11 protein-coding genes are annotated in these 14,118 nt (G+C 48.6%); 10 read left to right on the top strand and 1 reads right to left on the bottom strand.

Annotated features, from left to right (window positions below; genetic code table 11):
- Position 1 precedes the first annotated feature (1 nt).
- The 8 genes from murD (at position 2) to lpxC (ending at position 9,535) form a co-directional block, all read left to right on the top strand.
- Entirely contained in the window at positions 2-1,333 is a 1,332-nt protein-coding gene (murD, locus tag AC0VXX_RS15870; protein WP_475515049.1) for a UDP-N-acetylmuramoyl-L-alanine--D-glutamate ligase, read from the top strand.
- Positions 1,326-2,540, top strand: coding sequence for a cell division protein FtsW (ftsW, locus tag AC0VXX_RS15865; RefSeq protein ID WP_475515048.1), 1,215 nt, complete (start codon positions 1,326-1,328; stop codon positions 2,538-2,540). Before murD ends, ftsW begins: the two co-directional genes overlap by 8 nt.
- A complete protein-coding gene (gene murG, locus AC0VXX_RS15860; protein WP_475515047.1) occupies positions 2,540-3,631 on the top strand; it encodes an undecaprenyldiphospho-muramoylpentapeptide beta-N-acetylglucosaminyltransferase in 1,092 nt (363 codons plus the stop codon). Before ftsW ends, murG begins: the two co-directional genes overlap by 1 nt.
- The gene (gene murC / locus AC0VXX_RS15855) at positions 3,624-5,078 is read left to right on the top strand and encodes a UDP-N-acetylmuramate--L-alanine ligase (RefSeq protein WP_475515046.1); all 1,455 of its coding nucleotides are present in this window, start codon (positions 3,624-3,626) and stop codon (positions 5,076-5,078) included. The genes murG and murC overlap by 8 nt, the downstream gene beginning before the upstream one ends.
- A 146-nt stretch (positions 5,079-5,224) precedes the next feature.
- Positions 5,225-5,989 (top strand): cell division protein FtsQ/DivIB, encoded by a 765-nt coding sequence (locus AC0VXX_RS15850; RefSeq protein ID WP_475515045.1) that lies wholly within the window; start codon positions 5,225-5,227, stop codon positions 5,987-5,989.
- Positions 5,990-5,992: 3 nt separating this feature from the next.
- Positions 5,993-7,228, top strand: coding sequence for a cell division protein FtsA (gene ftsA / locus AC0VXX_RS15845; RefSeq protein WP_110457551.1), 1,236 nt, complete (start codon positions 5,993-5,995; stop codon positions 7,226-7,228).
- Between the two features lie 32 nt (positions 7,229-7,260).
- Positions 7,261-8,433 (top strand): cell division protein FtsZ, encoded by a 1,173-nt coding sequence (gene ftsZ, locus AC0VXX_RS15840; protein WP_475515044.1) that lies wholly within the window; start codon positions 7,261-7,263, stop codon positions 8,431-8,433.
- A gap of 181 nt (positions 8,434-8,614) precedes the next feature.
- Positions 8,615-9,535, top strand: coding sequence for a UDP-3-O-acyl-N-acetylglucosamine deacetylase (lpxC, locus tag AC0VXX_RS15835; protein ID WP_475515043.1), 921 nt, complete (start codon positions 8,615-8,617; stop codon positions 9,533-9,535).
- 7 nt (positions 9,536-9,542) lie between these two features.
- Here the strand turns inward: lpxC and AC0VXX_RS15830 are convergent, their stop codons facing one another.
- On the bottom strand, positions 9,543-9,995 hold the full coding sequence (locus AC0VXX_RS15830) for a DUF721 domain-containing protein (RefSeq protein WP_475515042.1): 453 nt from the start codon (positions 9,993-9,995) through the stop codon (positions 9,543-9,545).
- A 32-nt stretch (positions 9,996-10,027) separates the two neighbouring features.
- On the opposite strand from AC0VXX_RS15830, the gene AC0VXX_RS15825 reads away from it, so the two are divergent.
- Positions 10,028-10,927: a peptidoglycan DD-metalloendopeptidase family protein gene (locus tag AC0VXX_RS15825; protein WP_475515041.1), complete on the top strand. Its 900-nt coding sequence runs from the start codon at positions 10,028-10,030 to the stop codon at positions 10,925-10,927.
- 59 nt (positions 10,928-10,986) lie between these two features.
- Positions 10,987-13,710 (top strand): preprotein translocase subunit SecA, encoded by a 2,724-nt coding sequence (secA, locus tag AC0VXX_RS15820; RefSeq protein WP_475515040.1) that lies wholly within the window; start codon positions 10,987-10,989, stop codon positions 13,708-13,710.
- Positions 13,711-14,118 lie beyond the last annotated feature (408 nt).

The following is a 14,118-nucleotide window of genomic DNA, read 5'->3' as shown; positions in this document are numbered from 1 at the left end:
CATGACGAGTTGTTATACGCACATAGTGTTAGGACTGGGAGCCACAGGGCTGTCGGTGGTGCGTTATTTAACGAAGCAAGGGATCACGCCGCTGGTGATGGACAGCCGCGAGCACCCACCTGGCCGTGAAACGCTGAGTCATGATTTCCCGCAGGTCGAGTTACTTACCGGCGGATTTGATTGCCGCTATTTAGTGCAAGCGAGCCAAATTGTGATTAGCCCAGGCATCCCGCTCGATACCCCGGAAATTAGGGTTGCTATCGATATGGGGATTGATATGGTCGGTGATGTGGAGTTATTTGCTCGTGCGATAGCCGATCGCCCTGCCTGTGTGATTGGTATCACCGGCTCAAACGGCAAGTCAACCGTCACGACACTAGTGGGAGATATGGCTGCGAGTGCCGGGCTTGATTATGTGCTGGGCGGCAATATTGGTGTGCCGGTCTTAGATCTGCTTGACCAGCAATCTGCCTTGTACGTGCTGGAGCTGTCTAGTTTCCAATTAGAGACCACGCACAGCCTTAAATGTATTAGCGCAACATGTCTCAATATCAGTGAAGATCATATGGATCGCTACGCCGATTTAGAGGCGTATCGTCAGGCCAAGCTGAGTCTATATGGTCAGGCTAAATTGGTGATTGTGAATCGCGATGACGCTCAAACCATGCCAAGCGAGCCAATGAACCTGCAAAGCTTTGGTTTATCGGCACCTAAAGGTGATGAATGGGGCATTGAACATGGCATGCTGGTGCATGGCACCACAGAATATGTGGCGGTAAGCGAGCTTGCCCTTGTCGGCAGCCACAACCACGCTAACTTGTTAGCCGCGATGGCGCTGGCAGACAGTGCCGGTATTCCTAAGGCCGCTATGGTGCAAGTGGCCCAGCAGTTTACCGGGTTAGCTCACCGTTGTGAGTTAGTCGCGAAACACCATGGCGTGATGTATGTGAATGATTCTAAGGCGACCAATGTGGGCGCTACCCTGGCGGCATTACAAGGATTGGCTAGCCATGCAGGCGAGATAGTTCTTATCGCAGGTGGTGACGGTAAAGGCGCAGACTTTTCGCCGCTTAAAGATGCACTGCAGGGCGTCAGCCAGCTAATCACCTTAGGCAAAGATGGCGATAATATTGCGGCATTGTTTGACGGCGCAATAAAGGTCGACTCTATGGCCGCAGCGGTTGAGCAAGCGGCTCGCTTAGCGAACGATGGCGACATAGTGCTGCTATCACCGGCGTGCGCTAGCCTCGACATGTATCGTAACTTTATGGAACGTGGCGATGATTTTCGTGCGCAAGTCATTGCGCTCGATACCGAGGCTGGGCATGCGTAGCCATGAGCGCCAACTCAACCTATTTGGAAGCGGCCTTCATTGGTCGCTACCTAATCTGTTTAGTCAGCGTGATGCGCCGGGCATGCAGCTATACGATCGCTCGTTACTGTTTGCCATTATCGGTTTAATTTGTTTCGGTTTTATTATGGTGATGTCGGCTTCTATGCCAGAGGCACAGACATTAACCGGTAATCCATTTCATTTTGTGTGGCGTCATGTCGCCTATATCTGCGGGTGTGTGATTATCGCCGCCGCGGTATTGCGAGTTGAGATGTACCGTTGGCAACAGTTTAGTCCGATATTATTGCTGTTGGTTGGCATTATGTTGGTCTTGGTGCCCCTTATCGGTACCACGGTTAATGGTGCCACACGCTGGTTAGCCGTTGGGCCGGTGCGCATTCAGGTGGCTGAGCTCGCTAAGTTTGCCTTTGCGATCTACATGGCTGGGTATTTGGTCAGGCGACATCAAGAGGTGCGTGAGAACGCTAAAGGCTTCTATAAGCCGATCGCAGTATTTGCGCTTTATGCCTTCTTGATCTTATTGCAACCGGACTTAGGTACTGTGGTGGTGCTGTTTGTGGGCACGGTCGGGTTATTGTTTTTAGCCGGGGCGAGATTGCTCGACTTCTTTGCGTTGATCTTAACCGGTGCGGTGGCATTTGTTGTCTTGGTGATGTTAGAGCCTTATCGGATGGCACGAGTCACTTCGTTTAGGGATCCCTGGCAGGACCCTTTTGGTAGCGGCTACCAATTGACGCAATCGTTAATGGCTTATGGTCGTGGCGACTGGTTTGGTCAAGGGTTAGGTAACAGTATCCAAAAATTGGAATACCTCCCCGAGGCTCATACCGACTTTATTTTTGCGGTGATTGGGGAAGAGTTGGGTTTTGTTGGCATCATTTTTGTGTTGTCGGCTTTATTATTTGTGGCGCTTCGGGCGATTAAGCTGGGCAATTTATGCTTACTCAGAGACAGGGCTTTTGAAGGCTATTTAGCCTATTCAATTGGCATCTGGTTTTGCTTTCAAACCGTGGTCAATGTGGGGGCTAGCATTGGCATGTTGCCGACAAAAGGGTTAACTCTGCCTTTTATTAGCTATGGCGGCAGTAGCCTTTGGGTGATGACCGCGGCCGCGATGATATTAATTAGAATTGACCATGAACGGCGATTAAGCCTGATACAGGCAGTGCAAGGCAAGGTGAAATAATGGTCTTACAAAAACGTATTTTGATCATGGCTGGCGGCACGGGAGGGCATGTATTCCCGGCGTTAGCGGTGGCCAAGCATTTAGCCAAACGAGGCTGGCAGGTGCGTTGGTTGGGCACCGCAGAGCGGATGGAGGCGCGCCTTGTGCCTCAGCATGGCTTTGATATCGACTTTATCGATATCAAGGGGGTGCGTGGTAATGGTGTGCTGCGTAAGTTGGCGGCGCCGTTTAAAATTGTGCGCTCAATTATGCAAGCCCGTGAGGTAATTAACGAATTTAAGCCTGATGTGGTATTAGGCATGGGCGGTTTTGCCAGTGGCCCAGGTGGCATAGCCGCAAGGCTAAGCGGTATTCCGCTGGTGTTGCATGAGCAAAATGCGATCCCTGGCATGACTAATAAACTGTTGTCGCGTATCGCCAGCCGCGTGCTATGTGCCTTCAATAATACCTTCGAGAGTGGCGCCGAAGTGGTGGGCAACCCCATACGCCGCGAGCTGATTAACTTAGGTCGGCGCCGGACGGTGAGCACAGACGACGCCTTGCGTGTGTTAGTGGTGGGTGGCAGTTTGGGTGCCAAAGTATTTAACGATTTAATGCCAGCGGTGATGGCTGAGGTGAGCAAGCATCATTCGATCACTGTGTGGCATCAGGTGGGTAAAGGTAATTTGCCCAGCGTTGAAAATGACTATTTACAACGTGGCCAGTCGGGCAGTGTTAAGGTGGCCGAGTTTATTGATGATATGGAAGCGGCGTATCGCTGGGCTGATGTGGTGTTATGCCGTGCTGGCGCGCTGACCGTGTCAGAAGTGGCGGCGGTAGGCTTACCTAGTATTTTGGTGCCTTATCCACACGCGGTAGACGATCATCAAACTAAAAATGCCCAAGTATTAGTCGAGGCGGGCGGCGCTTTTTTATTGCCGCAAACCGTATTAGATAGTGACAAATTGATCAGTAAACTGCAGATGCTAGCTGGTGATCGCAACGCCCTGAGAGAGATGGGCGAATTGGCGAGAAGTGTCGCAGTGTTAGATGCAACAGAGCGAGTGGCGGCCGTGTGCACCGCGCTGGCCAATAAGGATTCAGATGAGTAAAACCGAAGAAAAATACGCCCCCTTAAGAAGCATTATTCCTGAGATGCGCCGGGTTAAACAGATCTATTTTGTTGGCATCGGTGGTGCGGGGATGGGCGGTATTGCCGAAGTGTTGCTCAATGAGGGCTACCGTTTAAGCGGATCGGATATCGCCGATAATGCGGTGACCACCCGTTTACGTCGTTTAGGGGCAACTGTGTATATCGGCCATAAGGCTGCACAGGTGCAAGGCGCCGATGTGGTTGTGGTTTCCACCGCGATTGATGCCACCAACCCTGAAATATTGGCGGCCAAAGATCTGCGCATTCCCATTGTTCGCCGGGCAGAGATGCTGGCTGAATTGATGCGCTATCGTCACGGCATTGCCGTTGCGGGCACACATGGTAAAACCACTACCACCAGTTTAATTGCCAGTATTTATGGTCAGGCAGAGCGCGATCCGACCTTCGTCATTGGCGGTTTGCTTAATAGTGCGGGCACCAATGCACGTTTAGGTAAGAGCCGTTATTTGATAGCCGAAGCGGACGAGAGTGATGCCAGCTTCTTGCACCTGCAACCTATGGTGAGTGTGATAACCAATATCGAAGCCGATCACATGGACACCTATGGCGGTGATTTTGAGAAACTCAAATCGACCTTTATCGACTTTTTGCACAACCTGCCTTTTTACGGGGTTGCGGTGGCCTGTATTGACGATCCTGTAGTAAGAGAGTTATTGCCCCGTATCAGTCGCAAGGTGGTGACTTACGGTTTTAGCGAAGATGCCGATGTGCAGGCGCTCAATTTTGTGCAGCAAGGTTATCGTTGCAGTTTTACCGTGCGCCGTGAAGCGATGGCCGATCTGGACTTAAGCGTTAATTTGCCAGGGCAACACAATGTGCTTAATGCGTTGGCGGCGATTGCCGTAGCAACCGAAGATGAAATTGAAGATGAGGCGATTGTAAAAGCCTTGGCAGAGTTTCAGGGTATTGGTCGTCGTTTTCAGCAGTTGGGTGAATTTAACACTCAAACGGGTAGCGTCATGTTGGTCGATGATTATGGTCATCACCCCAGTGAAGTCGCGGCAACCATTAAGGCGGCGCGCTCTGGCTGGCCAGATAAGCGTTTAGTGATGTTGTATCAGCCTCATCGTTACAGCCGTACCCGAGATTTGTATGATGACTTTGTTGATGTATTAGCCCAGGTCGACTGTTTGCTGTTACTCGATGTGTATAGTGCAGGGGAAGCGCCAGTGCCAGGTGCCGATAGCCGTGCATTGTGTCGCTCAATTCGCCAACGCGGGCAACTTGATCCTATTTTTGTCGCCGATCCACAGCAGTTAGAAGCGATTTTACCTGGTGTGTTACAAGATGGCGATCTGTTACTGACCCAAGGGGCTGGCAATATTGGGGCAATTAGTCGCCAACTGGCCGATGCCAATTTGTTATTTGAACAGGTGAAGTCGTGATGGTGTTATCACTGTCACGATAGGCCGACGATGAAGCTTTTGACGCTATGGTTGAGGTCGTTATAATGCCCGGTTATTTATTACAGTACATGTGTGACACTTTGAATGTTTTATGTACTAAAAATAGTGTGTTAGGACGGTAAATCGTGTCCTGGAACGAGCGGCTTAATCGTGGGCGAGAGCGACTATTACGGGTCGATTGGTATCTGTGCCTTGGATTGATCTTTCTGTTTCTAGTGTTCAGTGGCTTGTTCATGGGGGCTTGGAAGTTAAACCTAGTGCTCAACGATGCCGATGCTTTGCCTATTGAAGCGGTAGCGGTAAAAGGTGATAGGCAATTTACCAGTGACGCAGAGATCCAAGCGGCACTGAAAGATTTAATGCAGCGCAGTTTTTTTTCGGCTGATGTGAATCAGGTACAACAGGCGTTAGAAAATTTGCCTTGGGTGTATCAAGCATCGGTGCGACGTGAGTGGCCGGCAAAGCTCAAGGTGTATCTGATAGAGCAGAAAGCTGTCGCTCATTGGAATGAAACCGATTGGGTTAATGAGCAAGGGCAAGTATTTGTGGCGCCAATGAAACCAGGGATAGGTGAACTACCGAGTTTAGTTGGCCCAAACGATCAGGCAATGTCGGTCTTAACCCACTACCGTCAGATTGGTGAGTTATTAACCATAAATGGGTTTAAATTAACCCATTTAGAATTGAGTCCTCGACATGCTTGGCTGGGCATTTTAGACAGCGGCATAGAGTTAAATTTAGGACGAGAAGATAAAATGGCACGGGTTCAACGGTTTATCGATGTGTACCCCACATTAGTAACCCAAGGTAAACCCGTTGCCAGAGTGGATTTGCGCTACGATACCGGATTGGCCGTAGGTTGGGATAATGCACAAGATGAGAGCCATTAATTAATGACCAAGAATCAAGATAGAAATCTGATCGTTGGATTGGACATAGGGACATCAAAGGTCGCAGTGATCATTGGCGAGGTGTTACCTGATGGAGAGATCAGCGTGGTTGGCTTAGGCAGTCATCCCTCTCGCGGCATGGATAAAGGCGGCGTGAATGATCTCGACTCTGTGGTGCGCAGTGTCCAGCGTGCATTAGATCAGGCCGAACTTATGGCCGACTGCCAAGTGGCCTCTGTCTATTTAGGCATTTCGGGTAAGCATATCCAATGCCAAAACGAAAATGGCATGGTCTCGATTAACGACGAAGAAGTCACCCAAGAAGATGTTGATAACGTTATCCATACTGCGCGTTCGGTCAAGATCCCAACTGAGCGTCGTATTTTGCATGTGTTACCGCAAGAATATGCGATTGATGTGCAAGATGGTATTAAGAGCCCTATCGGTATGTCGGGCATGCGCATGGAAGCTAAGGTGCATATTGTCACCTGTGCAAACGACATGGCAAAAAATATCACTAAGAGTGTCGAGCGTTGCGGTTTAAAGGTTGATGATCTGGTGTTTTCCGCCATCGCTTCGGCAGATTCAGTGCTGACCGATGATGAAAAAGATCTGGGTGTGTGTTTGGTCGATATGGGTGGCGGTACTACCGATATCACTATCTATACCAACGGTGCACTGCGTCATTGTGCGGTAGTGCCAGTGGCGGGTAATCAGGTGACCAATGATATCGCCAAAATATTCCGTACGCCTTTGTCTCATGCCGAGCAGATCAAAGTGCAGTATGCCAGTGCGCGTAGTTCTATGGTCAGCCGTGAAGACAGCATCGAGGTGCCATCGGTTGGTGGGCGTCCATCGCGCACTATGTCGCGTCATACCTTGGCTGAGGTGGTTGAGCCTAGGTATCAAGAGTTGTTTGAGTTAGTCCGTAAAGAATTAAGAGACTGTGGCATGGAAGATCAAGTCGCTGCAGGGATTGTATTAACTGGCGGCACGGCATCGATTGAAGGTGCTGTGGATGTGGCTGAAGCCACCTTTGGTATGCCAGTGCGAGTGGCTGAGCCATTAGCGGTAAAAGGGTTATTTGAATATGTAAATCAACCCATCTACTCCACGGGAGTTGGGTTGTTGCATTACGGCGCAAGAAGGGTGATCGAACGTCAGTTTGAGCGTCCAGAGCGTCAAGGGGTAACCAGCCTTTGGAATCGAGTCCAAAGCTGGTTTAAAGGCGAGTTTTAAATTAATAACGCAGACTAAACGGAGAGAATACCATGTTTGAGATCATGGATAGTCATTCAGACGAGGCGGTGATTAAAGTCATCGGCGTCGGTGGAGGTGGCGGCAACGCTGTCGAACATATGGTCAAGCACAACATCGAAGGTGTTGAGTTTGTTGCCACAAATACAGATGCTCAGGCGTTACGTAAGTCTGCGGCTGGTACAACGATCCAACTGGGTCGTGACGTTACTAAAGGGCTCGGCGCCGGGGCAAACCCTGAAATCGGTCGTTTAGCGGCAGAAGAAGATAGAGAAAATATCCGCAATGCAATTAAAGGCTCTGACATGATCTTTATTGCAGCGGGTATGGGCGGTGGTACAGGTACTGGCGCTGCGCCAGTGGTTGCCGAGATCGCCCGTGAAGAGGGGATTCTTACCGTTGCAGTTGTGACTAAGCCGTTTCCTTTTGAAGGTAAAAAGCGCATGGCTTATGCCGACCAAGGTATCGAACTGCTCGCGAAGCATGTTGACTCTTTGATCACTATTCCCAATGAGAAGCTGCTTAAAGTACTAGGTCGCGGTACCTCTTTGCTTGACGCATTTGCTGCAGCAAACAACGTATTGCTTGGTGCGGTGCAAGGTATTGCTGAGCTTATTACTCGCCCAGGTCTTATCAACGTGGATTTCGCGGATGTGAAAACCGTCATGTCAGAGATGGGTAATGCCATGATGGGTACTGGCGTGGCAAGCGGTGAAGACCGTGCTGAAGAAGCCGCTGAAGCTGCTGTGGCCAGTCCGCTGCTAGAAGATATCGATCTTGCTGGCGCGCGTGGTGTGTTGGTTAACATCACCGCGGGTATGGACATGAGCATCGAAGAGTTCGAAACAGTGGGTAACCATGTTAAGGCTTATGCATCAGACAATGCGACTGTGGTTGTGGGTGCGGTTATCGACCCAGAAATGAGCGATGAGCTACGTGTTACCGTTGTTGCGACAGGTATTGGCGCCGAGAAGAAACCAGATATTCAACTGGTGTCTAAGCCTGCACGTCCTGAACAAGTAACGGCAACAGAAGTTAAGGTTGAGTTACCTGCTGAAGAGGCGATGCAGCCGATGATTAGTGGTGGTAATGTCTTGCCTGTTCACAAAGTTGAGCCGACAATTCAGCCTAAGAACGATCTTGATTATTTAGATATTCCAGCATTTTTGCGCAAGCAAGCTGATTAATCAGCTGTGATAAGCAGGGATGTGTGGCTGTTATTATTAAGATAACTGGCTAGGTGGCTTAACTAGTAAATTTTTGTGAATTTGCAAAGATATGCTATCATGTCCGACCTGCCGCGCCCGTGCGCGCTGTTTCGTTGTGTAAAAATATACTGCTTTTGGTTGAGATATAACGGGTAAAAACATGATTTTTCAAAGAACTGTTAAAGAGATGGTTAAAACCACCGGTGTCGGATTGCATTCCGGTAATAAGGTGACTTTGACGATCAAGCCCGCGCCAGTCAACACCGGGATCGTCTTGGTACGTACCGACTTAACCCCAAACGTTGCAATAGCAGCCAAGGCGGATCAAGTGCGTGAAACGACCATGTGTACGGCACTGGTCAATGATGATGGTGTTCGTATTTCAACGATTGAGCATCTTTTTGCCGCACTAGCGGGACTTGGGATCGACAATGCCGTCATTGAAGTCGATGCACCCGAAATCCCGATCATGGATGGCAGTGCCAGTCCATGGGTTTTCCTGCTGCAATCAGTAGGAATACAAGAACAGTCAGCAGCAAAAAAATATTTAAGAATCAAGCGTCCCGTACGTGTTGAAGATGGTGATAAATGGGCCGAATTACGTCCATATAAAGGTTTTAGAGTCGATTTTGCCATCGATTTTGATCACCCTGAAATTGCCAGAAGTCAGCAACATATGGTGATGGATTTTTCTTCATCAGCTTTTGTTCGTGATATTAGCCGTGCAAGAACCTTTGGGTTTATGCGTGATATCGAATATCTACGGGCGAACAACCTAGCATTAGGTGGCAGCATGGAGAACGCCGTTGTGCTTGATGAATATCGTGTCCTCAACCCCGATGGTCTGCGTTATGAGGATGAGTTTGTTAAGCACAAGATACTCGATGCGTTTGGCGATCTCTATGTAGCCGGTCATGCGATTGTTGGTGAGTTTTGCGCCTACAAGACAGGCCATGCACTTAACAATCAATTAGTGCGTGCGTTGCTGGCTGAACAAGATGCTTGGGAGCTTGTGAGTTTCGAGAAAGAAGAAGAGGCTCCAGTGAGCTTTGCGGTGCCAAGCGGTGCCACCTTCGCCTAACTCGATATTAAGATTGCCTTGAACGGCTGGCTAAAGCAGCCAGCCGTTTTAGTTTTACGCCTAGTGAACCTTCTGTATGATCTGCTAGGGCCTGTATATGGGCTGCTGCAGTTTCGCTAATCTGGTTGTGAGCTGGCTTTGATTTTGTTGCATACAAGTTCAAGCCCGGGTTGACTTTAACCTCGATAGCGGACAGCATGGGGAGCGTTTCGGCTCGTAACTGTTGTAACATTTTGGGCTTTTGAAAGTTAATTCTGGCGGCCCATGCAGCAGTCGTGGTTTCGATAACAAGAACACCTTGACGGAAATTGGCAACTTTAAGTTGCTCCGTGACAGGACCTGTCATCACCTGTTTCACATAGTGATCCAAGTGAAGTAACAGTTCTGCTTTTTCAGCAAGTGAAGGTAACTGACCTTGTTGATGTAGTAACTGGCTTAGATCCTGCGGGGGCTTTTTCATTTCATCACATAATAAAATGGCTTAATGAGGCTATGAGTGTAACAGTTTTTATTCAAGGTCGAAATGGTGCCACGCGCTGGCAACCAGGCAAACGTTGGCTATTACTCCCTATTTTGCTCATTGCAGCAGGTACCGGGCTATACCAGCATCACGCTAAACAAATTGTGCAGCAACAAAACAACGTTGATAACGAACGTGTTGCTCGAGAAGAACAGCTGCATCAACTCATCGAGTTAAAAGGTGCCACAGAATCGCAGTTGGCGATGCTGGTGACTCATGTCGCCCGCATGCAGGCCAAAGTGACTCGTTTAGAGGCGCTGGGGCAACAAGTTGCCAAAGATTACAAACTCGAAGATCAATTCGATTTCTCTTCAGAAGTCGGTGTCGGCGGCCTGAGTGAACTAGGCAGCAACATCGAACTCGATCAGCTTATCCAAGATATGGATAGGCTAGTCTATCGCATAGATAACAATAATGTTCAATTAGCACTACTTGAAACAGTGACATCTAATCTCCATATAGATGATGAGCGTTATATCTCGGGACGTCCCATCCAAAAAGGCTGGTTATCATCCCACTACGGTTTACGTAATGACCCTTTTAATGGCAGAAGAACGATGCATAAAGGTATCGACTTTGCCGGTAAAGAGGGGGCTGATGTTGTGGCAACCGCTGGCGGTGTCGTAACGTGGTCAGGCAGTATGTTTGGTTATGGTGAGTTAGTCGAAATTGACCATGGTAATGGTCTGCGCACTCGCTATGGGCATAATAAGTCTTTGTCAGTAGCTGTAGGTGATGTGGTCGCCAAAGGCGAAAGTATTGCCCAAATGGGCAGTACGGGTCGTTCGACGGGTCCCCATGTGCATTATGAAGTGTTACGAAATGGGCAACAGATAGATCCCAAAAAATATGTCTACCGCAAGGCAGGTTAAATTAAAAATAGGCTTCCAGTTTCAATAGAGACTAAGCCAATAACATAAAAGTGGTTCAGATGTTTGGTAAATTACTGACAAAAATATTTGGTAGTCGTAACGATCGCACCCTTAAAGCGCTTAGTAAGGTTGTCATTAAAATTAATGCGCTTGAAGCCGATTTCGAGAAGCTCTCCGATGAAGAGTTGAAGGCAAAAACGGCTGAGTTTAAGGCACGCTTAGCCGCAGGAGAGACTCTCGATGATGTGCTACCTGAAGCGTTTGCGGTTGTGCGAGAGGCCTCTAAACGTGTTTTTGATATGCGTCATTTCGATGTGCAATTGCTCGGTGGTATGGTGCTCGACAGTAACCGTATTGCAGAGATGCGTACCGGTGAAGGTAAAACGTTAACCGCCACCTTGCCAGCTTACCTGAACGCACTTACGGGTAAAGGCGTTCACGTTATCACAGTGAACGATTACTTGGCCCGCCGCGATGCCGAAAATAACCGTCCTCTTTTTGAATTCCTTGGCATGACTGTTGGCATTAACGTTGCTGGCTTGGGTCAAGTTGAGAAGAAGATGGCTTACGATGCTGATATTACCTATGGTACCAACAACGAGTTTGGCTTCGATTATCTGCGCGATAATATGGCGTTTTCACCAGCCGAACGCGTTCAGCGCCCATTGCATTATGCATTGATCGATGAAGTTGACTCGATCCTTATCGATGAAGCGCGTACGCCATTGATTATTTCTGGCGCCGCTGAAGACAGCTCTGAACTTTATAAAAAGATCGACACCCTAATTCCTCATCTTATTCGTCAAGAGAAAGAAGATACCGAAGAGGAGGTGGGCGAGGGCGATTATTCTGTCGATGAAAAAGCCAAGCAAGTGCATCTGACCGAACGCGGTCAAGAGAAAGTAGAAGTGCTGCTTACCGAGCGCGGTATGCTTGCCGAGGGGGATTCACTCTACTCTGCTGCTAATATTTCTTTATTGCACCATGTGAATGCTGCGCTACGTGCACACACACTATTTGAAAAAGATGTCGACTATATAGTGCAAGACAATGAAGTGATCATTGTCGATGAGCACACCGGTCGAACCATGCCTGGTCGTCGTTGGTCTGAAGGTCTGCATCAGGCTGTCGAAGCTAAAGAAGGCGTGCATATTCAAAATGAAAACCAAACGCTAGCATCGATCACCTTCCAGAACTTCTTCCGTCAGTATGAAAAACTGGCCGGTATGACGGGTACTGCAGATACCGAAGCGTTTGAGTTCCAGCATATTTACGGTCTCGACACCGTAGTGATCCCAACCAACCGCCCTATGGTGCGTAAAGATCATCCCGATTTAGTTTACTTAACTGCGGCCGAAAAATATGAAGCGATCATCAAAGACATCATAGATTGTCGTGAACGCGGTCAGCCTGTATTGGTCGGTACCGTATCGATTGAGCAATCTGAGCTGCTGCACAGCTTGTTAAAGAAAGCCAAAATCCCACACGAAGTACTTAACGCTAAGTTCCATGAACGTGAAGCTGACATTGTGGCGCAAGCTGGCCGCAAAGGTGCCGTCACGATTGCCACAAATATGGCCGGTCGTGGTACCGATATCGTGTTAGGTGGCAACTGGAATATGGAGATCGAAGCGCTCGACAATCCAACGCCAGAGCAAAAAGCCAAAATTAAGGCCGATTGGCAAATTCGCCACGATGAAGTGGTTGCTGCCGGCGGTTTACATATTCTGGGTACCGAACGCCATGAGTCGCGTCGTATCGATAACCAGTTGCGTGGTCGTTCTGGTCGTCAAGGTGATGCGGGTTCTTCACGCTTCTATTTGTCGATGGAAGATAGTTTAATGCGTATCTTCGCTTCGGATCGTGTTGCTTCAATGATGAAGAAACTGGGTATGGAGAAGGGTGAAGCGATTGAGCATCCATGGGTGTCACGTGCGATTGAAAATGCACAACGTAAAGTAGAAGCACGTAACTTCGATATCCGTAAACAGCTACTCGAGTTCGATGACGTTGCCAATGATCAACGTCAAGTGGTTTACGCACAGCGTAATGAATTAATGGATGCCGACAGTATTCAAGATACTATCGTCAATATTCAAGCCGATGTGGTCAACGCACTTATCGATCAATACATTCCACCTCAGTCGGTCGAAGAGTTATGGGATGTTGCTGGTCTTGAAACGCGCCTTGAGCAAGAGTATGGCTTAAAGATGCCAGTGCAAGAGTGGCTAGATAAAGAAGATGATCTGCACGAAGAGACATTACGCGAGCGTATCGTCGATACTTGGGTAAAAGCTTATCAAGCCAAAGAAGAGATGGTCGGTGCTCAAGTGCTACGTCAATTCGAGAAAGCGGTCATGCTGCAAACACTCGATGGCCTGTGGAAGGAACACTTAGCTGCAATGGATCATCTGCGTCAAGGTATTCACTTACGTGGTTATGCGCAAAAGAACCCTAAGCAAGAGTACAAGCGAGAATCGTTTGAGCTGTTCCAGCAGATGCTAGATACCTTAAAGCATGATGTGATCAGTGTATTGTCAAAGGTACAAGTGCAAGCACAATCCGATGTCGAAGAGATGGAAGAGCGTCGTCGTCAAGAAGAAGCGAAAATCCGTCGCGATTATCAACACGCAGAAGCTGAGGCATTGGTTGGCGCCGAAGAGGCTCAAGCGCTTGCTGCTACACAGCCTGTCGTGCGCGAAGGTGAAAAGGTGGGCCGTAACGATCCCTGTCCTTGTGGCTCGGGTCGCAAGTACAAACAGTGCCACGGCAAATTAAGCTAATGCTGGCAGTCTAATTAAAAAGCCATCCTTAAGGATGGCTTTTTTGATCTTACTCCACTCGCGCTGTGCTTTACGGTGATAATGGTGCTTTACGTGGATAATGCTGCCTTACACAAAGTGGAGGGCAGCAGCACACCAGTTAGCATGCATTAACCAAATGCTATAAACGTATAAATCGCTATCGCTTGCCTATGTTGCCCTATCGCTTTAAAGAACATGGCAATTAATCACTGCATAAACCAAGTCAGCACAGTGATCCACTAATAAGGTAGACCTATTAAGTGGACGAGCCAGTAATCTCAGTGCAGTGTATAGTGTGATTTTTGCTCGCTTAGCCGTGTTCTGTGGATAAAGTTGGGGGTAAGAGGTGCGTATTATGTGGCTATCTAAAAAGATTGCAAAAAGTGC

It is taken from the genome of Shewanella sp. QJM3NY_23 (assembly GCF_056173105.1).
The sequence above is the reverse complement of the archived record's forward strand: the minus strand, read 5'-3'. Positions and strand labels throughout refer to the sequence as shown.

Bases quoted from the DNA above. Each gene is read 5' to 3' on its own strand.
- AC0VXX_RS15830 (WP_475515042.1), bottom strand. From the start codon at position 9,995: ATGAAAAAGCCCCCGCAGGATCTAAGCCAGTTACTACATCAACAAGGT.
- murD (WP_475515049.1), top strand. From the start codon at position 2: ATGACGAGTTGTTATACGCACATAGTGTTAGGACTGGGAGCCACAGGG.
- murC (WP_475515046.1), top strand. From the start codon at position 3,624: ATGAGTAAAACCGAAGAAAAATACGCCCCCTTAAGAAGCATTATTCCT.
- AC0VXX_RS15825 (WP_475515041.1), top strand. From the start codon at position 10,028: ATGAGTGTAACAGTTTTTATTCAAGGTCGAAATGGTGCCACGCGCTGG.
- lpxC (WP_475515043.1), top strand. From the start codon at position 8,615: ATGATTTTTCAAAGAACTGTTAAAGAGATGGTTAAAACCACCGGTGTC.
- ftsZ (WP_475515044.1), top strand. From the start codon at position 7,261: ATGTTTGAGATCATGGATAGTCATTCAGACGAGGCGGTGATTAAAGTC.
- murG (WP_475515047.1), top strand. From the start codon at position 2,540: ATGGTCTTACAAAAACGTATTTTGATCATGGCTGGCGGCACGGGAGGG.
- ftsW (WP_475515048.1), top strand. From the start codon at position 1,326: ATGCGTAGCCATGAGCGCCAACTCAACCTATTTGGAAGCGGCCTTCAT.
- ftsA (WP_110457551.1), top strand. From the start codon at position 5,993: ATGACCAAGAATCAAGATAGAAATCTGATCGTTGGATTGGACATAGGG.
- secA (WP_475515040.1), top strand. From the start codon at position 10,987: ATGTTTGGTAAATTACTGACAAAAATATTTGGTAGTCGTAACGATCGC.